At 62.5% G+C, this 21355-nt stretch carries 21 protein-coding genes; 18 read left to right on the plus strand and 3 right to left on the minus strand.

What is annotated here, in order from left to right:
* Positions 1-36 precede the first annotated feature (36 nt).
* Entirely contained in the window at positions 37-456 is a 420-nt protein-coding gene (locus JLDANKMP_RS09120; RefSeq protein WP_212560933.1) for a phosphohydrolase, read from the minus strand.
* Between the two features lie 130 nt (positions 457-586).
* On the opposite strand from JLDANKMP_RS09120, the gene JLDANKMP_RS09125 reads away from it, so the two are divergent.
* The 18 genes from JLDANKMP_RS09125 (at position 587) to JLDANKMP_RS09215 (ending at position 19326) form a co-directional block, all read left to right on the plus strand.
* Positions 587-844, plus strand: coding sequence for a hypothetical protein (locus JLDANKMP_RS09125; protein ID WP_005410128.1), 258 nt, complete (start codon positions 587-589; stop codon positions 842-844).
* Positions 845-880: 36 nt separating this feature from the next.
* Entirely contained in the window at positions 881-2560 is a 1680-nt protein-coding gene (locus JLDANKMP_RS09130) for a type IV secretory system conjugative DNA transfer family protein (RefSeq protein WP_212560934.1), read from the plus strand.
* A 424-nt stretch (positions 2561-2984) separates the two neighbouring features.
* Positions 2985-3431, plus strand: coding sequence for a hypothetical protein (locus JLDANKMP_RS09135; RefSeq protein WP_012480646.1), 447 nt, complete (start codon positions 2985-2987; stop codon positions 3429-3431).
* 89 nt (positions 3432-3520) lie between these two features.
* Positions 3521-4567: a type IV secretion system protein gene (locus JLDANKMP_RS09140; RefSeq protein ID WP_043034645.1), complete on the plus strand. Its 1047-nt coding sequence runs from the start codon at positions 3521-3523 to the stop codon at positions 4565-4567.
* Positions 4564-5343, plus strand: coding sequence for a TrbG/VirB9 family P-type conjugative transfer protein (locus tag JLDANKMP_RS09145; protein ID WP_012480644.1), 780 nt, complete (start codon positions 4564-4566; stop codon positions 5341-5343). The genes JLDANKMP_RS09140 and JLDANKMP_RS09145 overlap by 4 nt, the downstream gene beginning before the upstream one ends.
* Positions 5340-6593: a TrbI/VirB10 family protein gene (locus JLDANKMP_RS09150; RefSeq protein WP_012480643.1), complete on the plus strand. Its 1254-nt coding sequence runs from the start codon at positions 5340-5342 to the stop codon at positions 6591-6593. The genes JLDANKMP_RS09145 and JLDANKMP_RS09150 overlap by 4 nt, the downstream gene beginning before the upstream one ends.
* Positions 6594-6607: 14 nt before the next feature.
* A complete protein-coding gene (gene virB11 / locus JLDANKMP_RS09155; protein WP_012480642.1) occupies positions 6608-7651 on the plus strand; it encodes a P-type DNA transfer ATPase VirB11 in 1044 nt (347 codons plus the stop codon).
* A gap of 3 nt (positions 7652-7654) precedes the next feature.
* The gene (locus JLDANKMP_RS09160) at positions 7655-8620 is read left to right on the plus strand and encodes a lytic transglycosylase domain-containing protein (protein ID WP_012480641.1); all 966 of its coding nucleotides are present in this window, start codon (positions 7655-7657) and stop codon (positions 8618-8620) included.
* Positions 8621-8693: 73 nt separating this feature from the next.
* On the plus strand, positions 8694-9116 hold the full coding sequence (locus JLDANKMP_RS09165; protein ID WP_212560935.1) for a TrbC/VirB2 family protein: 423 nt from the start codon (positions 8694-8696) through the stop codon (positions 9114-9116).
* Entirely contained in the window at positions 9109-9417 is a 309-nt protein-coding gene (locus JLDANKMP_RS09170) for a VirB3 family type IV secretion system protein (protein WP_012480639.1), read from the plus strand. Before JLDANKMP_RS09165 ends, JLDANKMP_RS09170 begins: the two co-directional genes overlap by 8 nt.
* 84 nt (positions 9418-9501) lie before the next feature.
* Positions 9502-11949: a VirB4 family type IV secretion/conjugal transfer ATPase gene (locus tag JLDANKMP_RS09175; RefSeq protein ID WP_024958424.1), complete on the plus strand. Its 2448-nt coding sequence runs from the start codon at positions 9502-9504 to the stop codon at positions 11947-11949.
* A 51-nt stretch (positions 11950-12000) separates the two neighbouring features.
* Positions 12001-12801, plus strand: coding sequence for a hypothetical protein (locus JLDANKMP_RS09180; RefSeq protein ID WP_123958716.1), 801 nt, complete (start codon positions 12001-12003; stop codon positions 12799-12801).
* 74 nt (positions 12802-12875) lie between these two features.
* The gene (locus tag JLDANKMP_RS09185) at positions 12876-14033 is read left to right on the plus strand and encodes a type IV secretion system protein (protein WP_099484038.1); all 1158 of its coding nucleotides are present in this window, start codon (positions 12876-12878) and stop codon (positions 14031-14033) included.
* Positions 14034-14047: 14 nt separating this feature from the next.
* Positions 14048-14566 carry a DUF4189 domain-containing protein gene (locus JLDANKMP_RS09190; protein ID WP_223846428.1) on the plus strand — a complete coding sequence of 173 codons (519 nt, stop codon included), beginning with the start codon at positions 14048-14050 and terminating at the stop codon, positions 14564-14566.
* A 1109-nt stretch (positions 14567-15675) separates the two neighbouring features.
* Positions 15676-16212, plus strand: a complete 537-nt coding sequence (locus tag JLDANKMP_RS09200) for a DUF4189 domain-containing protein (protein WP_249336832.1) — start codon at positions 15676-15678, stop codon at positions 16210-16212.
* Between the two features lie 317 nt (positions 16213-16529).
* Positions 16530-17066 (plus strand): hypothetical protein, encoded by a 537-nt coding sequence (locus JLDANKMP_RS09205; RefSeq protein ID WP_005410114.1) that lies wholly within the window; start codon positions 16530-16532, stop codon positions 17064-17066.
* Between the two features lie 57 nt (positions 17067-17123).
* Positions 17124-18128 carry an XVIPCD domain-containing protein gene (locus tag JLDANKMP_RS09210; RefSeq protein WP_099588500.1) on the plus strand — a complete coding sequence of 335 codons (1005 nt, stop codon included), beginning with the start codon at positions 17124-17126 and terminating at the stop codon, positions 18126-18128.
* Between the two features lie 97 nt (positions 18129-18225).
* Positions 18226-19326: a hypothetical protein gene (locus tag JLDANKMP_RS09215; protein WP_212560937.1), complete on the plus strand. Its 1101-nt coding sequence runs from the start codon at positions 18226-18228 to the stop codon at positions 19324-19326.
* A 49-nt stretch (positions 19327-19375) separates the two neighbouring features.
* Here JLDANKMP_RS09215 and JLDANKMP_RS09220 read toward each other — a convergent pair whose 3' ends face one another.
* Together JLDANKMP_RS09220 and JLDANKMP_RS09225 are read right to left on the minus strand one after the other, a co-directional pair.
* On the minus strand, positions 19376-20704 hold the full coding sequence (locus JLDANKMP_RS09220) for an XVIPCD domain-containing protein (protein WP_005410111.1): 1329 nt from the start codon (positions 20702-20704) through the stop codon (positions 19376-19378).
* The gene (locus JLDANKMP_RS09225; RefSeq protein WP_005413833.1) at positions 20701-21354 is read right to left on the minus strand and encodes a hypothetical protein; all 654 of its coding nucleotides are present in this window, start codon (positions 21352-21354) and stop codon (positions 20701-20703) included. The genes JLDANKMP_RS09220 and JLDANKMP_RS09225 overlap by 4 nt, the downstream gene beginning before the upstream one ends.
* Position 21355: the final 1 nt, after the last annotated feature.

Below are 21355 nucleotides of genomic sequence, written 5' to 3' on the forward strand. Positions count from 1 at the left end.
GTGACACGTTCGCCCACCCGCCACCGCGCGGCGCGATCAGAGGCCCAGCGCTGCCCGGGCGTGTGCATACTTGCCGCGCAGGCGCCCGGCCGTCGCCGCGTCGAGCATCGCCAGGCGCTGCGGATCGGCGTTGTCATCCAGATCGGCCTGCTTCACCTTCAGTGCCAGCGGGTGGGCGGCAATGCGCGCGTAGTAGCTGTCCGCGTCGGGGGCCGCGTCGCGGTTGAGCAGTTGCACCGCCTCGCGCAGCGGGGCGGGAAAGACCTCGATCCGTGCGGCAAACGCCGGGCAGTCTTCGGCTACGTCATGCAGCCAGGCCACCACTTCGGCGTCATCGTCGCCGCGCACCGCGGCCGCCACCCGCGCCACATGGCAGATGTAAGGCTGGCCGGCCTTGTCCGTCTGGCCCGTGTGGGCCTCGGTGGCCAGCGTGCGTGCAAGTGCTACCCAGTCCATTGCAGTCTCCTTGGATATCCGCACACAGTTTCGCGCAGAAACCGTAGCGCTTGTGCATACGCCGATGACACTGCGATGGGCATCATGGCGGGGCAGGGGACGCAGTGTTGCCCCGACAAGGAGGAATGCGATGCAGGAATTCAGGCATGTGCTGGAAACCCGTGGCCGCTATCAGCTGGTAGCAGTGTCCTACGAGCCGGTGTACGCTCCGGGCGATGTGGTCGGCCATGCGGTCGTCGCCGACGATGGGGATCGTCTGACCGACCTGGTATCACTGGCCGAAGCGCGCCAACTGCTGTTGCAGCGGGTGCGTGAAGAGGGCGAAGAGCCCGGGCTGGAGAACGAAAACAACCTGCGGAAGAAGGCGTCGCGCTGGCGCCGCCGCTAGGCCGTCGCGCCCTCGTGCGCATCATGGAGGATTCGGGTGTTGCCCAGTAAGAAGTATCTGCTCATCGCCATCGTCACGCTGGCGACCCTGCTGCTTAGTTTCGTGTTTTCCGGCTACCTGACCCTGTTGTTCCTGGGGTTGGACACCAAGCTGTTCACCTGGAACACGTACTACCAGTACTACCACGCCATCGGCCAGCCGCAGGTTGCGCCGTTCGTGGGCAAGATCAAGTGGGCCGGCTACGTGGGCTTCGGCCTGCCGCTGCTGGTCCTGCTGGTGACCGGTCTGGTGCTGCTGCTGAAGAAGGACAAGCGCTCGCTGCATGGCGACGCGCGTTTCGCCACCGGCGCCGACCTGTCCAGGCATGGCATGTTCAAGAAGACCGGCCAGAGCATCGTGGTCGGCAGCCATGGCGGCAAACTGGTGCGGCTGGACGGCCAGCAGTTCGTGATCCTTGCCGCACCCACCCGTTCAGGCAAGGGCGTGGGCGTGGTCATCCCGAACCTACTGGAATACGGCGAATCGCTGGTGGTGCTGGACATCAAGCAGGAGAACTTCGACCTGACCAGCGGCTGGCGCGCCAGCCAGGGCCAGGAGATCTACCTGTTCAATCCCTTCGCCGAGGATCGGCGCACGCACCGCTGGAACCCGCTCAGTTATGTCTCCGATGATCCGGCATTCCGGGTGTCGGACCTGATGAGCATCGCAGCAATGCTGTATCCGGACGGCGCCGAGGACCAGAAGTTCTGGGTCAGCCAGGCGCGCAACGCGTTCATGGCCTTCACCCTGTATCTGTTCGAAAACTGGGACGACGAGCGCAGCAGCGGCTTCCCGGGCGGCTCGGGCACGCCGACGCTGGGTTCTGTCTACCGGTTGTCATCGGGCGATGGCACCGATCTGAAGAAGTACCTCAAGGCCTTGTCGGAGCGTTCGTTCCTCAGTGGCAACGCCCGTTCGGCGTTCGCCAACATGCTGTCCCAGGCCGACGAGACCTTCGCCTCGATCCTGGGCACCTTCAAGGAACCGCTCAATCCCTGGATCAACCCGGTGCTGGACAAGGCCACCAGCAGCAACGACTTCCTGCTGACCGACGTGCGCAAGAAGAAGATGACCATCTATATCGGCATCCAGCCGAACAAGCTGGCCGAGAGCCGGCTGATCATCAACCTGTTCTTCAGCCAGCTGATCAACCTCAACACCAAGGAACTGCCCAAGTCCAACCCGGACCTGAAGTACCAGTGCCTGCTGCTGATGGACGAATTCACCTCGATCGGCAAGGTCGAGATCATCGCCTCGGCGGTGTCTTACATGGCCGGTTACAACATCCGCCTGCTGCCGATCATCCAGAGCATGTCCCAGCTCGATGCCACCTACGGCCGGGAAGTCTCGCGCACGATCATCACCAACCACGCGCTGCAGATCCTGTACGCGCCGCGCGAGCAGCAGGACGCCAACGACTATTCGGACATGCTGGGCTACACCACCATTCGCAAGAAGAACGTCACGCACGCCCGCGAGAAGACCCACAGCTTCACCGAGGAGCGGCGGGCACTGATGCTGCCGCAGGAGCTGAAGGCGATGGGGCCGGACAAGGAAGTGTTCCTGTACGAGGGCATACCGCATCCGGTGAAGTGCGACAAGATCCGCTACTACAAGGATCGCTACTTCACCTCGCGGCTGCTGCCGAAAGTCGACGTTCCCATGCTTAACGTCTAATTCATGTCGTTAAATTTGTGACGTATATTCATATTCATTGACGTGAAAACGTGATTTGAGTCAAGAATTCGGCATTTGTTCATGGATTTTCAGACTTGTCTGACATGGAATTGACGCGTGGTTGTGCGACCCTGTGCATGCCGTTCAGAAATGTGTGATGGATGGCAGATGTTGTAGAGCAGGGTGGCCAGGAGTTTGTGCCATGAAACATGGATGGTTTCGACGTTGGTGAGGTATGCGGGTGTGTCGCCGGGAGTGTCTGGCGGCCCCGCGACTTGGTTGGCAGCCGTTGGCTGCAGGGGAGCCGGAGTGGGTGTGCTGCCAGTCAGTGCGTCGCTCCGATTCCGGCGTGCGCGACGCAGCGCCGGACGACCAGGGGACCAATGCTCGGGACTGCTTTTTCGTACGTCAAAGTGAAGCCCGTATGAATCAGGCGTTTATCGCGAAAATGTCCATCGCCGCAGTGGCGGCGTTGATGGTGGCCGGTTGCGCCACCAAGTCCGCTCCCGATTTCGGAGGCCGCTGGAAGCCGGTGAACCGCTTTGCTGCGGCAACCACCGAGATCCCGCTTTACTCCAGTTACGTCTACCAGGCCTCGCCGATGGATGGCACGCTCAAAGCCATGCTCGAGCGCTGGGCCAAGGATTCCGGACGCACGCTGGATTACCGCCTGAGCTCGGACTTCACCCTGTACGGCGCAGTCTCCAACATCGACACCACCAACGCTCAGCAGGCCGTGATCGATCTGACGGCGGCCTATGCAGCGCAGGGCATCTCCGTCTCCATCGTTGGCAACCAGATCGTTGTGCAGAGCGCTGGCTCGACGCCGACCGCGTCGGCACAGGGCGCTGATTCCAACAGCGGCACCTGAGTCCACCTCGAAATCATCGAACGTGCCGCTCCCCGCGCCTGTCGCAGGGGTGCCACGCCCATTGATGTTTCAGCAGTACGGAAGAATCCATGTTCCGCAAGAAGGATCCCGGCAATAGTCCCAAGGTCGAGCAGTCGGTCGCCAAGGCGGTCAGCTACGAGATCACCGTGGCCGACATGGCGCGTCGCAGTGAGCGCCGCGCCTGGTGGGTCGCCACCGGCTCATTGCTGATGTCGCTCGCCCTGGCGGGCGGCTACTACTACATGCTGCCGCTGAAGGAGAAGGTGCCGTTCCTGGTGATGGCCGATGCCTACACGGGTACCGCTACGGTGGCGCGCCTGAGGGGCACGTTCCAGGGCGAGACGATCACCACCAATGAAGCGGTCAACCGCAGCAATGTCGCCCAGTACGTGCTGGCGCGCGAGTCGTACGACTCCGCGGTGATGGGGTTGCGCGACTGGGAGCTGGTGTTCGTCATGTCCAGTGATGCCGTCGCCGCAAGCATGAAGCAGCGCTATGCCAGCAACAATCCGCAGAATCCGTTCGTGATGTACGGCCGGGGCAAGGCGATCAGGGTCAAGATCCTCAGCATTACTCCGCTGGGCGTGCAGGCGAACGGCAGCTTCCGTGGCGCGTCCGTGCGCATCCAGCGCAGCCTGCTCGACAAGCGCAGCGGTGCATCGACCTATCTGGACAACCAGCTGGTCACCATGCGCTTCCAGTACAACCAGAATCTGGCGCTCTCCGAACAGGACCGCGTGCTCAACCCATTGGCGTTCCAGGTCACGGAGTACCGTGTCGACAACGACTATGCGCGCGGCGTGCCCGTGCCGGATGACGGTGCCATGCAGCAGCAGGCCCAGGATGCCGCGCAACAGGCACAGCTCGCCGCGCAGCAGGCGCAGGGCATGTACGTTCCGAACAATCCGGCCGCTGCCACCATGATCGATCCCGCCACCGGTCAGCCTGTCGCAGTGCCGGCCAATGGGCAGATGCAGCCGATGCAGGGTGCGCCCATGCAGGGGCAGCCGGTCCAGGGGCAGCCGATGCCGGGGCAGGGCGCGCCGGGACAGCCGGCAATGATGCCGGCACCGAACCATTCCACCGGAAATGCTGATGGAGCAAGCAACCGATGAGTAGTCGAAAAATCAGGGGAAGCGCGTGGGCGCTGCTGTCGTTGCTGTCGCTGGTGTTTTCCAGCGCGGCGATGGCACAGGCAGTTGACCACTACGAGTATGAGAAGGACCGCATCTACCCGGTTCGCACCGGCCTGGGCCTCACCACCCAGATCGAGCTGAGCCCGAACGAGAAGATCCTCGACTACAGCACCGGCTTCAGCAGCGGCTGGGAACTCACCCGTCGCGAGAACGTGTTCTATCTCAAGCCGAAGAACGTCGACGTCGACACCAACATGATGGTGCGTACCGAGACCCATTCGTACATTTTCGAGCTGAAGGTCGTTGCCACCGACTGGCGCCAGCTTGAGCAGGCCCGTCGCGCCGGCGTGCAGTACAAGATCGCATTCGTCTATCCGAATGACACTGTGTTCGGCCCTGCCCAGTCGGCGGTCGAGGAGGAGGCGCAGCCGCTGCTCAGTACCGAGCTGGCCAAGGATCGCCAATACAACTTCAACTACTCCTATTCGACCAGCAAGGCCAAGAAGATGGGATGGCTGGTCCCGGTCAACGCCTACGACGATGGCCGTTTCACCTATCTGAAACTGCCCAACTCGCCCGAGTACAAGACCGGTATCTTCCCGGCCGTATTCGGTCGCGAGAAGGAGTATGGCGAGGATTTCGTGGTCAACACCACGGTTGAGGGCAATACGCTGATCGTGCACGGGACGTACCCGTACCTGGTCATCCGCCACGGCGACTTCGTCGTCGGCCTGCGAAGGAACGTGAAGAAATGAGCCAGCAGAACACTCCCGAAAACGATCCGAATCCGTCTCCGTACGGACAGGGGCCTGCGGCTCAGGAGCCATCGGCGAACCCCTACTACGGGCACGCGCAGGCAGAGGCGGCGCCGGATCTGGATGCCAGTGCCCCACAGCTTCGCTCTGCGGAAGAGCAGCGCTTGAACCGCAAGGCGCTGTTGTTCCTCGGCGGCATCCTGGTGTTGTTGCTGGCCATGGGCTTCCTGCTGCTGCGCAAGGGCAAGGAAGACGCTGAAGAAGCCAAGGCGCCGCCGCAGGTTGCACGTTCGAGCACCCCCGACCTGCCGATCATTGCACCCTCGGCGATTCGCGAGGCCGCCCGGGAAGCCGCCGAGCCCATTCCGATGCTGCCGCCACCGCCGCAGGAAACGATGGGCCCGACGTTCATTCCTCGTGCCGAACCCGAGCGCGAGGTCGAGCGTGGCCCGAGTCTGCTGGATCGCCGCATTGCCGGTAGTGGTGGCGCAGGCGTGGGCACGGGCGACGCTGGCGGCCAGGCCGCAGCAGGGGACAACGACGATCCCTATATGCAGGCCACGTTGGCTGCGCTGCAGGCGCAGAACGGCAATGCTCCGCCGGCCAAGGTGCGCCGCGGGCCTGATGTGGAGGATGTGTCCAATGCTTCCTACATCCGGAGCCCCGACGCGCTGCTGGTGCGTGGCACCTATCTGCGTTGTGTACTCGAGACCCGCATCATCACCGATCTTGCAGGATATACGTCGTGCCTGTTGACCGAGCCGGTCTACTCGATCAACGGCCGCAGCCTGCTGCTGCCCAAGGGGTCCAAGATCTATGGTGCGTACGGTGGCGGTCCCAAGGGCAAGCGCGTGGAAGTGATCTGGGATCGCATCACCACGCCCAATGGCATCGACGTGGCCATGTCCAGCCCGGGCGTGGATCAGCTGGGTGGTGCTGGTCATCCTGGCCAGTACAGCGCGCACTGGGGTAGTCGCATTGCATCGGCGTTGATGATCAGCCTGATCGCCGACGCCTTCAAGTACGCCGCAGCCGAACATGGCCCAGAGTCGACGACGGTTTCCAGCAATGGTTTCGCCGTTCGTTCGCCCTATGAAAGCGCCACCGCGCGCACGATGGAGCGTCTCGCCAACGAAGCCCTCACCAGTTCGAATCGCCCGCCGACTGTCACCATCAACCAGGGCACCATCGTGAACGTCTACGTCGCCAAGGACGTTGACTTCACCAACGTGCTCAACCCGCGCCGGTAACCCGAAGAACAACCATGGACGCCGAAGTGTCACCCCTCGCCCTCGTTTCCAGCGATTTCCTGCGCTATCAGTACGAAGTGCTGGGCATCGCCGAGTACATGACATCCCCGGAAGTGACGGAAATCTGCATCAACCGTCCCGGTGAGCTGTACCTGGAAACCCGGGCCGGGTGGCAGCGGGTGGATGTGCCGGGCCTGACCTTCGAGCGGGCCCGGCAGTTCTGCACGGCAGTGGTGAACGAGAGCAACACCGGCCAGCGCATCACCGATGCCGATCCGGTCGTCTCGCTCACGTTCCCCACCGGCCAGCGCGCGCAGTTTGTGATTCCGCCGGCCTGTGATGCCGGCAAGGTTTCGATCACGATCCGCCTGCCGTCCAAGCACACCAAGTCGCTCACCCAGTACCACGAGGATGGTTTCTTCAACCAGATCCTGGAACAGGATGGCAGTCTGAGCGAGCAGGACCGCGAGCTGCTGGAACTGCGCCAGCAGCGCGAGTACGCAGAGTTCTTCCGTCGTGCGGTGATGTACCGCAAGAACATCGTGGTCTCCGGTGCGACCGGTAGCGGCAAGACCACCTTCATGAAAGCGCTGGTCAATCATATCCCGGACAACGAGCGCCTGGTCACGATCGAGGACGCACGCGAGCTGTTTCTGACCCAACCGAATGTAGTGCACCTGCTGTACTCCAAGGGCGGGCAGAGCACCAGCAATGTCAGCGCAAAGAGTTGCATGGAAGCCTGCCTGCGCATGAAGCCAGAACGCATCATCCTGGCCGAGCTGCGCGGTGACGAGGCGTTCTACTTCATCCGCAACTGCGCATCGGGCCACCCGGGCTCGATCACCAGTTGCCATGCCGGTAGCCCGGAGCAGACCTGGGATCAGCTGGCGCTGATGGTGAAGGCCTCGGCCGAGGGTTCGGGCCTGGAGTTCAACGTGATCAAGCGACTGTTGATGATGACCATCGACATCGTCGTGCATATCAAGGCGCATGCCGGCTCGCGCTACATCACCGGCATCGACTTCAATCCTGGGCGTGCCCAGGGGCAGGAGGGCTGACCAATGCTGCCAGGACTGGAAATGATGGCGTGCCCGGAAATGGCCGTCTCGATGGACGTGATGCAGCACGTCATCAACGTGGAATCGTCGCGCAACCCCTATGCCATCGGCGTGGTCGGCGGCGCCCTGGTGCGCCAGCCCAAGGCCCTCGACGAGGCGCTGGCCACCGTTCGCATGCTGGAGGAGAAGGGCTACAACTTCTCCATTGGCCTGGCCCAGGTCAACCGCTACAACCTGGGCAAGTACGGGCTGGATTCCTATGAGAAGGCCTTCCAGCAGTGCCCGAACCTGCAGGCTGGTTCGCGCATCCTCGCCGACTGCTACAAGCGCTCCGGTGGAGACTGGGGCAAGTCGTTCAGCTGCTACTACTCGGGCAACTTCGAGACCGGCTTCCGTCACGGGTACGTGCAGAAGATCTACGACTCGATCCGCCGCGGTCAGCAGGTCGCAAGCAACGGCGTCGCGCCGATTGACGTGGTCAGCCGCGGCGAGCGTCGGGTGGTCAGGGTCGAACATCATCCGCAGACGGCCTCGCCGGCCCAGGCACGCATCGTCGCCCAGGCCAGTGCGCCGGTGTACGTGCCGTCCAATGACCCGGCCCGGGCCTACACCGTTTACCCATCCACCGGTGCGATGGCCCGCGGCAGCCTGCTGAACATCGCCGACCAGGCGGTATCGCGCGTGGTGCTGGGCTCGGTCGATCGAATGATGCAGCCACAGGCACAGCGTGGAAACGACATGCCGCAGCAGGCTCCACAGCCGTATCAGCAGCCTGGTGCGGCGCAGGGCGGGGCAGCCATGCCGCAACAGCTTCCCGGGATGGCTGCCGGCGCGAACGCGCCGGTGATGCTGCGCCCGTGGAATGAGCGTAACGCGCCGGCAGCGGACACCCAGAATTTCTACAACGCACCGGCGCCCCGTGCGCCGGTGCAGCAGATTCCCGCAGGGGATGCGGCCTTCGTGTTCTGACGAAGTCGTGGTGCGACCGGTCCCCCGGCTGGTCGATTCAGTTGTGTTAGTCCATCAACAAGGAAATCAATCCATGAAGCGATTCAATCTCGACCTCGTCCAGGCCCAGCGCACGCTGAAGACCATGCTGATGGCCGTCGCATTCGCAGGTGCTGTGTTCGCTCCCCAGGCCCTGGCAGGCGGTACCGACTTCGGCGGCACCGATGGCAAGGTCTGCGGCTTCTTCTCCAACATCAACGGTCTGCTGAACATGGCCTCGATCGCCGTGGTCACGATCGCCGTGATCTTCGCCGGTTACCAGATTGCGTTTGCCCACAAGCGCATCGGTGACGTGGCCCCGATCCTCATCGGCGGTGTGCTGATCGGCGCAGCAGGCCAGATCGCGCGCATGCTGCTCGGCAAGGAGGCTGGCAGCTGCGAAAAGGTCGGTGGTGGCGACGGCGCTGGCATGGCGTTTGAAATGATCAAGCACGCCGTCCAGTACTACAGTGCATAAGAACGTCCTGTTCCGGGGATGCACGCGCCCAGCGATGTTCCTGGGCGTTCCCTACCTGCCATTTTTCATGGTGGCGGGCGGGTTGTTGCTGCTGAGCATGTACACGAACTTCTGGTTTCTGCTGACCATCCCGGTGGCCATTTTCATCATGCGGCAGATGGCCAAGCGTGACGAGATGATCTTCCGCCTGCTGGGCCTGCGCCTGATGTTCAAGCTCAAGGTGCGCAACGTGCAGGAGCATGATGGCATGTGGGTGTTCAACCCGAATCACTACCGCAACAAGCCAGCCCCCAGGGATTGAGGGCTGGATCCGGCCAGGCGGGCGTTGAGCGCCCGCCTGGCCAACTCCGCATCTTTGTCGGCAGTACCTTTTGGAAGCAGTCGTATGTTCAACCCAGATACCTCCATCAGCGAATTCATCCCCTTGTCGTCGCACGTGGCTCCGAATGTGGTGAAGACCACGGGCGGCGACTACCTGTTGACGTGGCACCTGGAAGGGCTGCCGTTCGTGGGGCGCGAAGAATGGGAGCTTGAGCATCGGCACAACACCTTCAACCGGTTGCTGCAGACGCTGCGCGCACCGGATTTCGTCAACGTTGCCTTCTGGGTGCATGACATCCGGCGCCGTCGCACCCTGAAGGGAAAGAGCTACTACAAGCAGCGCTTCAACCAGGATGTGTCCGACCAGTACATGGGCATGCTGTCCTCCCAGCGCATCATGCAGAACGAGCTGTACCTGACGATGATCTATCGCCCGGTGGTGGCGGGAAAGCGCTTCGTGGAGAAGTCCGCGAACGTGGACAAGCTGCGCGCCGAGCAGGAGCAGGCCGTCGAGAAGCTGATGGAGCTCGCCGGCAACGTCGAGGCTGTGATCCGCGACTACGCGCCTTACCGGCTCGGTATGTACGAAGCCAAGAACGGCGTGGTGTTTTCCGAAACGCTTGAGCTGTTCGGCTACCTGATCAACCGCATCGATGAGCCGGTACCGGTGCTGTCGGCGCCTGTGAAAGACTATCTTCCGGTCAGCCGTCATATGTTCTCGGCCAAGACCGGCGATTTCGTGATCAATACGCCCAATGGCGTTAACCATTTCGGCGCGATCCTGAATATCAAGGAATATGCCGAGGGGACCTATCCGGGCATCCTCAATGGTCTGAAGTATCTGGACTACGAGTACGTCATCACCCATTCGTTCAGCCCGATGGGGCGCCAGGACGCATTGAAGGTGCTGGACCGGACCAAGGGTATGATGATCTCCTCGGGCGACAAGGCGGTCAGTCAGATCGTCGAACTCGACCAGGCGATGGATCATCTGTCGTCAGGCAACTTCGTGCTGGGCGAATACCACTTCATCATCGCGGTGTATGGCGACAGCCAGGCGAAGCTGTCGCAGAACGTGGCCTCGACCCGTGCCGAGCTGTCCAACGCCGGTTTCGTGTCGACCAAGGAGGATCTGGCAGTCACCTCGTCGTTCTATTCGCAGCTGCCGGCCAACTGGCGCTTCCGCACGCGGCTGGCCAACGTCAGCTCGCTGAATTTCCTCGGCCTGTCGCCGCTGCACAACTTCGCCACGGGCAAGCAGCACAACAACCCGTGGGGCGACTGCGTGACCACGCTGCAGACCACCAACGGCCAGCCGTACTACTTCAATTTCCATGCCACCCATCCATCCGAGAATTCGCTGGGTGAGAAGGCCATCGCCAACACCATGGTGATCGGCAAGTCCGGTACCGGTAAGACCGCGCTGATCAACTTCCTGCTCAGTCAGGTGCAGAAGTACGAGCCGTCACCGACCATCTTCTTCTTCGACAAGGACCGTGGTGCGGAGATCTTCGTGCGTGCCTGCGGTGGCAATTATCTGGCCCTGGAGAACGGTGCGCCGACCGGCTTCAACCCGTTCCAGTGCGAGAACAACGAAGCGAACGTGCAGTTCCTGGCCGACCTGATCAAGGTGCTGGCCGGCAAGCGCGAGTACAGCGCCCGCGAGGAAGAGGACATCTACCGTGCGGTGGAGAGCATGCTCGATACGCCGATGCACCTGCGCAGCATGACCAACTTCCAGAAGAGCCTGCCCAACATGGGCGACGACGGCCTCTATGCGCGCATGCGCCGTTGGACTTCGGGCAATTCGCTGGGTTGGGTCTTCGACAATCCGATCGATACGGTGGATCTGAGTAAGGCCAACATCATCGGCTTCGACTACACCGACATCATCGACAATCCCGAAGTGCGCGTGCCGGTCATCAATTACCTGCTGCACCGCCTGGAATCGCTGATCGACGGTCGACCGCTGATCTATGTAATGGACGAATTCTGGAAGATCCTGGACGGCGAGGGTGGCCTGAAGGAGTTCGCGAAGAACAAGCAGAAGACCATCCGTAAGCAGAACGGCCTGGGCATCTTCGCCACGCAGAGCCCGGAAGACGCGCTGAAGAGTGATATCTCCGCTGCCCTGATCGAGCAGACCGCCACGCTCATCCTGCTGCCGAACCCGAACGCCAGCAAGAGCGACTACATGGACGGCCTGAAGTTGACCGAGGCGGAGTTCAAGGTGGTCACGGCACTGGACGAGCGCTCGCGCTGCTTCCTGGTCAAGCAGGGCCATGCTTCCAGTGTCTGCCAGCTCAACCTGCGTGGCATGGACGACATCCTGTCGGTGATCTCGGCCTCGACCGACAACATCGACATCATGCATCGGGTGCTGCAGACGGCTGCAGTCCGCAATCGGATCACCGTGGACGAACTCACGCCGGAACAGTGGCTGGAGGACTTCTACAAGAACCGAAAGGGCTCTGGTAAAGCCAAGGCCTCTGCCGAAACCGATGCGGCTTGAAAGCCCTGGATCAGACAGCGCCGAATGAAATCCATTCCCCTGGAGAAGAACATGAGCATGACATCCCGAAATCACAAGCGCCACCGCGGTCTGCGTCAGAAGCGCCTGGCAGCCATCCTGCTGGGGAGCATGGTCATGTTCTCCACCACGTCGGTTTCGGCCGGTGGTTACCCTGTCTTCGACCTCAGTAATCTCATGCAGGCGCTGAAGGACTTTGCCCAAGGGAAGGCGCAAATGAAGGCTGACGGGCTGGAGTACGCGGCTCAGGTAACTCGGTGGAGAAGGACGTTCCAGGAGTACCAAAATGCGCTTGTCCAGATCCAGGGCATGATCAACAACTTCGGCTTGCCGCCAGGCGCCACATTGGAGCGGGTTCCAGACGACTATATGGTCGCCGACCTCTGCCGTACGTCGGCGGGCTTCAGCGCTGGCAGCCTGCTGAAGAAGTTTGTGCTGGATACCTCCGGTGATCTCTACGCGCAGCAGCAGCAGCTGTGCGTCAACATCCAGATGATGGAAAACCGGAAGCGCAACGAGACGGTGGATTTCATCGAGAAGACCATTCCCAGCATCAACGCGTCGTTGTCTGAGATCATGGGCTGGCGAGGCGGCGCCGATGGCAATCTTGCGGGAACTCTTTCGGCCGTGAACAGTGACTCCCTGCGTACGGCAAACGATATTTCCAAGCTGCAGCAGGAGTGGGAGGCGCGCATGCGGTCCTACGACGCCTATCAGGAGTCAATGATGGCCAATCAGCGCGTGCTGGCGCGCGTGGCATTGAAGGGCAAGCCGGGCGTCATCTCGCAGCTGGTCAAGACGGCTGCATTGGAACGCGCTTTGCACGTCGACTGACGCCGCTTGGGGCAGGTGCATAGGCACCCGCTCCACGAGGTTGTCCGGTAGGGATACATCAAGGGATTGCGGAAATGATCAGGTCGATTGCCAATTTTGATTTCAATGGCGGATTCCAGGATTTGATGGGGCACGTTGCACGTGTCCAATCGATCGGGGATTTCGTGTTCTTCAAGTTCATCTTCGACTTCCTGCGAAGCAAGATAAACAAGTTCGGCATCGACATGATGGGGGAAATGATGCAGTGGGTCGGCGGCATCGCCCTCACGCTCATGACCCTGTGGGTGCTGGTGCAGGGCTTCCGCATCGTGACCGGCCGCAGCCGGGACTCAATGATGGTATTGGTGACCAATATGGCGCGTGCGGCGTTGATCGTCAGCGCGGCCACCACGATGGGCGCTTTCGGCACCAACCTTCAGAGCTTCCTCACCCACGACGTCAAGGCAGAAATCACGAAGGTCGTGACAGGCTCGAACGAGTCACCCGAAGCTCAGATCGACAAGAGCCTGGCATGGATGCAGGTGGCGCTTTCCAGTATCGACGCCATCCAGATCATGAATGACGGGGAGCTGCTGGAGGACAAGAAGCGGGCACTGTTCTTCATCGGCATGGGCACCGCAGGTCCAGCCATCACCGCTGGTGCGATGCTGATGCTGTATGAAATCGCCATGGCGCTGTTCATCGGCTTTGGCCCCCTGTTCATCCTCTGCCTGTTGTTCGACCAGACCAAGCAGTTGTTCCAACGTTGGCTGTTCTACGGCATCGGCACGATGTTCTCCATGGCCGTACTTGCAGCGATGGTTTCCATCGCACTGGACATGGTGGTACGTGTGGCGGCCACTTTCTGGACCACAGCGCTGGTGCAGGAATTCATCCTCAAGGAAAGCATGTCCGACGGCATGACCAGCCAGGCGATGCAGCAGGGAGGCATGGGCCTGATCCTCACCGCGTTGATCCTGACTACACCCCCAATGGCAGCGATGTTCTTCCAGGGCACCCTGGGCACCTTCATGGCATATTCGCAGATAGGCGGTGGTGCCAGTGCCTCGCCGAGTGCCGATGGTCGTCCGCCGGGCATGTCGGCTCCGCCGCCGGCGGCTCCGGAGGCCGCGTCGGGCCACAATGCAGCAAATCCTCAGAACAGTCTGGGCCGAGTGTTTGACGGCACGGGCGGGGCGGGAGGAACCACACCTGGTCAACGTGGCGCGGCGAACGCCAATCAAGGAAATTAGAGGCTGGACTGACGATGAGCGCCAACGGTTTTCTGAAATATCTTTGCTTGTCTTTCGTGTTTATGGGTTCTGCATACATCAATTCTGCGTTAGCAGAAGGTCGCTGCCCGCCGGGCCAGTATCCGATCGGCGATCAGGGAGTGGGCGGCTGTGCTCCCATCCCTGGGGCAGGCCGGAGCGCGCCTGATGAGAATCCCGGGCACTGGGTTAAGACGTGGGGAGCCGTTGCGGGATCCATGAATGGCGATGCGGGTGCATCGACTGGCCATCAGGCCAAGGCCTCGGCCGAGCGACAGGCGATCGAGCGCTGCGGTCACTGGGGAGCAACTGATTGCAAGGTTCTGTACACCTATTACAACCAGTGCTATGCGTCCATCAGAACCGGCCGGCCGGACAATGGAACGATGTTCAACGCGGGTGCTACCAAGGAACAGGCGCTGGAAAGGGCGACGCAGGATTGTCGGAATTCGGGAAGCCAGGAGTGCACGTTCGTCCACTCGGACTGCACCAAGCCCTTCTTTCAGGAGGGCTGATATGGCGAATCATGTTGCCTCCCGTTCTTTGGATGTCGCTTGAAGCACTGCGGAAGGCTTCAAGGAAGATGACGGGTGCGGAGCATCAGACCACCGAGTGATCAACAGTGATGTCCCAAAAGTCTTGGCAATGGCCGGATTCGAGCATTTGGGTAACATTTCTTGGGTTTTTGACGTTGGCGTTTGCCGTGCTCGTCGTTACTGAAAATGCCAATGCCGAAGGTCGTTGCCCTGGGGGCCAGTACCCGATTGGCGGCCAGGGCGTTGGTGGCTGCGCACCCATACCCGGCGCGGCTCAGAGCGCCCCGCAGGAGAATCCCGGGTACTGGGTCAAGACATGGGGTGCTGTCGCCAGCTCGCCTGGAGGAGATGCAGGTTCTGCCACTGGGCATCAGGCCAAGGCTTCGGCAGAGCGCCAAGCCGTCGAGCGATGCCGGCAGGGCGGAGCTACCGACTGCACAGTCGTTTTTACCTACTACAACCAGTGCTATGCGGTTGTCCGGGCTGCACGACCGGACAATGGCATGAGATTCAACACCGGGGCGACGAAAGAACAAGCGCAGGAGCGGGCAACCAAGGACTGCAAGGACTTGGGAAGTCAGGCTTGCTCCGTTTTCCATTCTGACTGTACCAAGCCTTTCTTCCAGCAAGACTGATCGGTTGTGACATCACACGGAGATTCAAGGCAAGGGCCGACTTCAGATCTTTGCGCGGTGATTCAGCTTTCGTAATTTCTGCTCTGCTGTTTGCTGCATTACTTGTTGCCAGCAACGCCTGTGCGGAGGGCCAATGCCCTGCGGGCCAGTACCCATCGGCGATCAAGGGGTTGGCGGGTATGCCCCGGTTCCTGGAGCAGTGGGAACTGCCCGCGAACCCGGACCTGCTGGCCAGCGCCGAGGACGCCGCCGAAGCGCGGAAGTTTGCCCAGCAGTCGTGCGTCGACACCGGTGGATGGGCGTGTCAGGTTGCATACGAGGACTGTAACTCGCGATGGCGGCGGAAAGCTTCATGTGTTTGGGCGCAGCTCCGTTTGTTCTCTTGGCTCCAGCATCGACAGTGGGCAACGATCGTCCGCTCAGGTCGTCCCACCTCTCACAATGGGCAAAGGAATGGGTCTCCCCATGAAACGAATCCACCTCGCTTTTCTCCCGTGCCTGCTGATTGCAGGCCTGCTGCCGTTCACCGCGCTTGCCGAAGGCAACTGCCCGCAGGGCATGTATCCCATCGGTGGTCAGGGTGTACAGGGCTGTGCGCCCATTCCGGTGAGCAGCTCAGGCTCCCCGTACAACAATCGCCCCAACTGGGCGCAGACCGTGCGCGGCGTGGCAATGGATGCCCGCGGCGATACCTTCATCAGCAACTCGATGCGTTCGCGGGGCAAGGCCAAGCGTGCTTCCATGAAGGAGTGCAGGGAGTTCGGGCAGGGCGAATGCACGTTGGCGACCCTGTTCCAGGCGCAATGCGTGGCAGTCGCACACGCGGGTCTGGGCACTGAAACCACCAGCGTTGCCACCGCCATGTCCGAACAGGGGGCGGTCATTGTCGCGATGCAGCAATGCAACGCGAAGGCGGCATGGAAGCAGCTGCCGCAGGGACAATGCGGGATCGCCAGAACGGCCTGCACGGCGGATCTGTTCATCAGGTAAGGCGCCATTCACGCTAAGCCCCGTTTTCTGTGATCAATTCCGCTTTTCGATTTCCTCGTACTTCGACGCGGCAGAACGCCTCGCGGTAAGCTCCCCACGCGTCATGAAAATGACGCGCCAGTGCCGCCGAATGCAGGGGTTCTTCCGTCCAATGAGGACGCTGTCAGCCCCTGCGTCGGGTGACGCTCGCCATCATCGCGGTCTTGCCGTACGCAAGGCTATGATTCCTGTCCGCGCAGGCGCGGATAAGCCGGAACGCGTTCCGGCTGGGCAGGGAGGCGGGTATCGGCATGACCACATTGAAGGAGTGGGAGGGGATGGAAGACAGGGTTGGCGCACACATGGACGATGCCCTGGCATTTGTTCCGTCCGGTGCGAACCTGCTGGAAGCCGTAAGGGGCGAACTCAACGGCGATGGCATCGAGTATCAGCTGCTGGTCATCGACCAGCCGACGCCGGAAGGGCTGGTGCCCGGCCAGCACGGGCCAAACCGGGTGCTGCTGTTGCTGCGCGGTGATGGGCGCGGGCGCTGGCAGCTGGCCGCGCGCAACGACAAGCTGGTGCCGTGTTCCACCCGAGGTGGCCTGGCCGGCGACCCTTTTGCGTATGCAATGGTCGAGAAGGGCACCTTCAGCGTGATCACCAACGGCGGTAGCCGCGAGCGCTGGAGCAGCACCTACCGGTTCCGCTATGCGCCCGCGGACAAGGCCTGCTGGGTTGACGGGGTGAGACGCAAGGTCGTGGATATCGAGACCGAAGCGACCAATATCCGGGATTACTCGGCGGCGGAGCTGGGCAGGGTGAGGTTCGAGGACTTCGACCCATCCAGTGTTGCCGAGGTGTCGCTTCCATGAGCCAAGCTCCAACCGGCGGAAGGGAATCCGCGCTGATGAAGATTCAGGAGTTGCACTGTGTCGACCGATAGAGAGTCGCAGCTGTTGCGACAGGCGACCAAAGCCGGCATCGACTCCCCGCTTGAACTGGCCAATTTCATGGCCCAGGCAGGGCACGAGTCGCGCGGCTTGAGCCGGCTCAACGAGAGCTTCAACTTCACCCGGGGAATCTCGCAGATCCCGGTGGAGGCTGCGTGGCGCAATGGCAACGCCGCGTTGGAGAGCGCCCGCCAGGAAGCGCTGCGTGGTCGCCCGGGAAACCTGGCTGAGCTGATGTACGGCGGGCGCATGGGCAACGACGCGCCTGGTGACGCGCTGAAGTACCACGGCCGCGGCTATCTGCCATTGGTCGGCAAGGAGAATTACGAGCGTGCCGGCAAGGCGCTGGATCTGGACCTGGTGAATCAACCGGAGCTGGCAGCGCAGCCCGAGCACGCAGGCCGTATTGCCGTATGGCAGTGGCAGACACGGGTGCCGGAGGGGGCGCGCCATGATGTGCGCGAAGCAACTTATGCGCTCAACGGCGCGCTCAATGGCATCGAGGCGCGCCGGCAACGATTTGAGGTCTGGCAGCAGAAGTTGACGCCGGACGTGATGGCGCGACTGGATCGCGGCGAAGTCGGTGCGCCGGCGCAGACCGTTGCACGCGACATGTCGCATGCCGGTGAGCCCGGCAACGCATTGTTCGAGGATGCGCGCCGGCACCTGCAGCAGATGGGGCCACAAAGTGGACTGCGCAGTGCACAGGAGCTCGACAATACCGCTGGCGCATTGGCGCTGGGGGCGCAGAAGGCCGGCCTGTCGCGCATCGATCATCTGCTGGCGGGCAACGACGGCCGTACGCTGTTTGCAGTGCAGGGCGCGCTGGGTGATCCGGCCATGCTGCGTGCGTCTGTTGACCGGGAGCAGGCCTCCCAGCAGCCACTGGCGCAGAGCAGCCAGCAGTTGGCGGCCAGCGTTGCGCAGCAGGATCCGACGGCCGCGCTCGCCCGCGAGCAGGAGCAGCGTTCCCGATCCCTGTAGCACTTGATGCCGGCGGGCAGGGTGCCCGCCGTTGTTTTGCGTACGACGCGTGGCGCCCTGTGGCGCCGACATGGATACCCACCCGTAAGGACACCACATGCGAATCGTTCCCTTGAATGCCCGGCAGGCCGCGGCCCGCTGCAATGCATCCGCGCGCCGCCTGCCGCCGCTCTGGCTGCTGTCACTTGGACTTGCCGCAGCCTCGGCACAGGCTCAGGAGACAGCGCCGCCCGTCGCGGAAACGCCCGCCGCGGCACAGGCGATCGCTGATGCGCCCGCAGGAACGGCACCGCCTGCTACCGCCGAGCCAACCGTTCCGGCGGTATCACCCGCACCGCCCGCATTGGCCATCGTGCCATTGTCGCCCGAGCGGGCGACCGAGCGGGCGCTCGGTGCCCGCTGCCCGGTGGATCTGGCCGGGCGACTGGCGACCCAGGGCGACCTGCTGACCGGCGCCTGCCAGGGCACCATGCCGGCGCATCTGGCCGCTCTGCTGGTTGCGCTGCCCGAGCAGGACATCCACCTGCCGCGCAACTGGCGCGAGCGAGAGGTACAGCAGAAGGCCTGGTTCAAGGCGGTGCCTGGGTACGGCCAGCGCCCGGACTTCATCGTGCGGATGGGCGACGTCTGGGTGCGCTCGCTGGAAGGGCGCGACGCCGACAGCACGTTCTACCTGGTGTCCGCGCCGTTCACCTGCAGCGACCAGGTCGCCAACCGCGATGAGTTCAGCGCGGAGCCGGTACGTGTGCCAGCGGGTAGCTGCCGCGAGGCCTATGTGGGCCAGCGTGTGTACCAGGTGCGTGGCGATGCGCCGCCGAGGGATGTTACCGCCGAGGCGATGCCGGCCATGCCACAGGTGACCGAGGCGGATCGCGCACGCCAGCTGGCGCGTGGGGGCAGGATCACGCTGGATCACAGCAAGCTGCAGTTCGGGCCGGCCATGCGTTGGTTCGTGCAGTATCCGGAGACGGTGCCGAAGGGTGGGGCGCGTGCGTTCAGTGACTGGAACCGCGAGCATCTTGCCTTCGTGGTCTGGACCGGCGATCGCTTCGAGTTGCGCGACAAGGTCCCGCGCAGCCAGTGGCCGTGTGATCCGGTCGCGCCGGGCGATCGCGCCTGCGGCGGCTTCCCGGATTCCGGGCCGGATCTGTTCGTGACCGCCAGTGCATCTGCGCCGGTCGCGACCACCAGCCCCTGAGGCGCAGTGCTGAAGCGGGAGCCGGAATGACCGGCTCCCGCGCTGTCCATCAGGCCTGCAGGCTGCGGGTCTGATGCTGCTGCTGTTCCAGCTGTTGGTCGCGCTCCAGCGCAAGGCGCTGGCCTGCAGCCTGCTGGTCGATGCGCTGGCTGCTCTGTTCCAGTGGCGTGTTCATCGCCACTGCCGTATCCACCGACACGCGAAGGTGGGCGGGGTCACCGCCCTGGCCCTGCACGGCGAAGCTGCGCGAGGCATCGGCGTTCATCACCACTTCGTCGATGCGCTTGCCGCCTGCAGCGTGCATCTCCGCCGCCAGGCTGCCCGCCAGCTGCGTACTCATCACGTCCGGCACGCGGCCAACGCGCACGTCATGTGCGTGCACGCCGCGGATCGCGTCGTTGAACAGCGGGTTGCCCAGATGGTTGGCATCGTCCATGCGCAGCATGCTGGTGTGATGGCCGTTCTTCTCCGCTTCGCGGCGTGCCGGTTCACCGGGCTGCAGCGGGCCGCGGATGTGGTCGTACAGATCGATGGCGCCGCCCGGGATGCCGCGTGCAGCGCGGGTGACGCCGCGACGCAGTGACTCGACGTCGTCGCGATACTCCTCGATCATCTTGGCGTTGTCTTTCGCCAGCTTCTGCGTTTCCGGGTGCTTCAGCACCGAGCCTTCGTTGAGGAAGTTGCCCAGCTTGTGCGCACCGAACGAGCTGGTGGCCGCGATGATCGGGCGGTCCGGAATCAGATCACGCAGGGCGTGATTGCTGAAGCCGTTTGCCGCGAGCGTCTTGATCTCGTCGGGCTTGGCATAGATGCGTACCTGGCCGAAATGCGGTGACGCGGCGCTGACCGGATCGGAGGCCATGACGTGGTTGATCATGGTGTTGCCGCCTTCCGGAATGCGATAGCTTAGGCTGACCGCGCCGTAGGCATTGAAGGTTTCGCCCTTGACGTTGAAGTGGTGCGAGGTGATCTGGGCAAGAGCGCCGCCGAGGGAGTGACCGGTGACGGTGACCTGGGGCGCGGGCACACCGTTCAAGCGGGATTGAAGCGCGGCGCCTTCGAGCGTCCTCTGTGTCAAAGCAATCGCGTCAGGCGCCTGCACGTTGGTGCGCGCAACCACCATGCCGCCGTCGGTCAGAATCGCATCGCGAGCGATCTGCTCGGTGCCACGATGCGCAATGACGATCTCTTTGGTGTCTACGCGCTGATAGACGGTGCCCTGATAGCCGTTGAGACGATTGTTGACATGCTCAAGTATCTTGTACTCATGGCCGTTTAACGTGACTTTTTCTTCTTGGCCGGGTTCACGTCGGCCGACGGCCCGATCCTTGTAGGCGTCATTGGATAACGCGGCGTAGTCCTGAGAGGTGATGGTCACGGCGCGACCTCACTTGCGGAGAGGGTGATCGTAAACAGCTTGTCCTGCAGATCAGCGGCGTAGTTGCTGCGATCGGGCTCGCCACTGGCTGGGAAGTTGGGAACGCGATCTGCCTTCGGATAGACCAGATCCGGATAGTAGAGCGTATGGGCGCCACCTTCGGTCAGCGGCTTGGCGTCGACGAAGGTGAGGAAGCGGGTCTCTTCTTCGGCACCCGTCGCCTTCAGCATTGCCCCGGCACCGGTGAACTCCCACTTGCAGACGCCACGACCGTAGTAGTCCTCATCCAGCATGCGGTCCACATATAGCGTGCCGCGGTACTCGCCCTCAGCGACCTTGCGCAGCTCCACCGGTTCCTGGCTGGTGATACGTGCAGCTGTGCCGGTGGCCGGCTCGATGTGGCCGCACTGATCCTCGTTGGTGACGTCGTACTGCGCTACGCCCTTGACCAGTGCGAAGTCGCCGGGTGCATCCTTCAGGCGCAATACCAGTTCATAGGCCTTGCGCGGGCTGGGGTTGAGCTTGGCGAGGCCGCGCCCACCCTGGGCGACATCGGCTTCAGCAGCGGCACGTTCCTGGTTCATGGCGGTCTCCGGGTTGCAGGCGGTCAGTAGAAGCAGAGCAAGGCACGGGATCATCTTGTGGCGCAAT

Origin of the sequence: Stenotrophomonas sp. PE591 (assembly GCF_018320795.1) — a bacterium.
Classification (GTDB): domain Bacteria; phylum Pseudomonadota; class Gammaproteobacteria; order Xanthomonadales; family Xanthomonadaceae; genus Stenotrophomonas; species Stenotrophomonas maltophilia.

What these genes read in the sequence shown, in the direction of transcription:
- JLDANKMP_RS09150 (WP_012480643.1), top strand. Translation starts at nt 5,340, where the DNA reads ATGAGCCAGCAGAACACTCCCGAAAACGATCCGAATCCGTCTCCGTAC.
- JLDANKMP_RS09145 (WP_012480644.1), top strand. Translation starts at nt 4,564, where the DNA reads ATGAGTAGTCGAAAAATCAGGGGAAGCGCGTGGGCGCTGCTGTCGTTG.
- JLDANKMP_RS09165 (WP_212560935.1), top strand. Translation starts at nt 8,694, where the DNA reads ATGAAGCGATTCAATCTCGACCTCGTCCAGGCCCAGCGCACGCTGAAG.
- JLDANKMP_RS09200 (WP_249336832.1), top strand. Translation starts at nt 15,676, where the DNA reads ATGGGTCTCCCCATGAAACGAATCCACCTCGCTTTTCTCCCGTGCCTG.
- JLDANKMP_RS09190 (WP_223846428.1), top strand. Translation starts at nt 14,048, where the DNA reads ATGAGCGCCAACGGTTTTCTGAAATATCTTTGCTTGTCTTTCGTGTTT.
- JLDANKMP_RS09140 (WP_043034645.1), top strand. Translation starts at nt 3,521, where the DNA reads ATGTTCCGCAAGAAGGATCCCGGCAATAGTCCCAAGGTCGAGCAGTCG.
- JLDANKMP_RS09175 (WP_024958424.1), top strand. Translation starts at nt 9,502, where the DNA reads ATGTTCAACCCAGATACCTCCATCAGCGAATTCATCCCCTTGTCGTCG.
- JLDANKMP_RS09135 (WP_012480646.1), top strand. Translation starts at nt 2,985, where the DNA reads ATGAATCAGGCGTTTATCGCGAAAATGTCCATCGCCGCAGTGGCGGCG.
- JLDANKMP_RS09160 (WP_012480641.1), top strand. Translation starts at nt 7,655, where the DNA reads ATGCTGCCAGGACTGGAAATGATGGCGTGCCCGGAAATGGCCGTCTCG.
- JLDANKMP_RS09185 (WP_099484038.1), top strand. Translation starts at nt 12,876, where the DNA reads ATGATCAGGTCGATTGCCAATTTTGATTTCAATGGCGGATTCCAGGAT.
- JLDANKMP_RS09180 (WP_123958716.1), top strand. Translation starts at nt 12,001, where the DNA reads ATGAGCATGACATCCCGAAATCACAAGCGCCACCGCGGTCTGCGTCAG.
- JLDANKMP_RS09120 (WP_212560933.1), bottom strand. Translation starts at nt 456, where the DNA reads ATGGACTGGGTAGCACTTGCACGCACGCTGGCCACCGAGGCCCACACG.
- JLDANKMP_RS09125 (WP_005410128.1), top strand. Translation starts at nt 587, where the DNA reads ATGCAGGAATTCAGGCATGTGCTGGAAACCCGTGGCCGCTATCAGCTG.
- JLDANKMP_RS09205 (WP_005410114.1), top strand. Translation starts at nt 16,530, where the DNA reads ATGGAAGACAGGGTTGGCGCACACATGGACGATGCCCTGGCATTTGTT.
- JLDANKMP_RS09215 (WP_212560937.1), top strand. Translation starts at nt 18,226, where the DNA reads ATGCGAATCGTTCCCTTGAATGCCCGGCAGGCCGCGGCCCGCTGCAAT.
- virB11 (WP_012480642.1), top strand. Translation starts at nt 6,608, where the DNA reads ATGGACGCCGAAGTGTCACCCCTCGCCCTCGTTTCCAGCGATTTCCTG.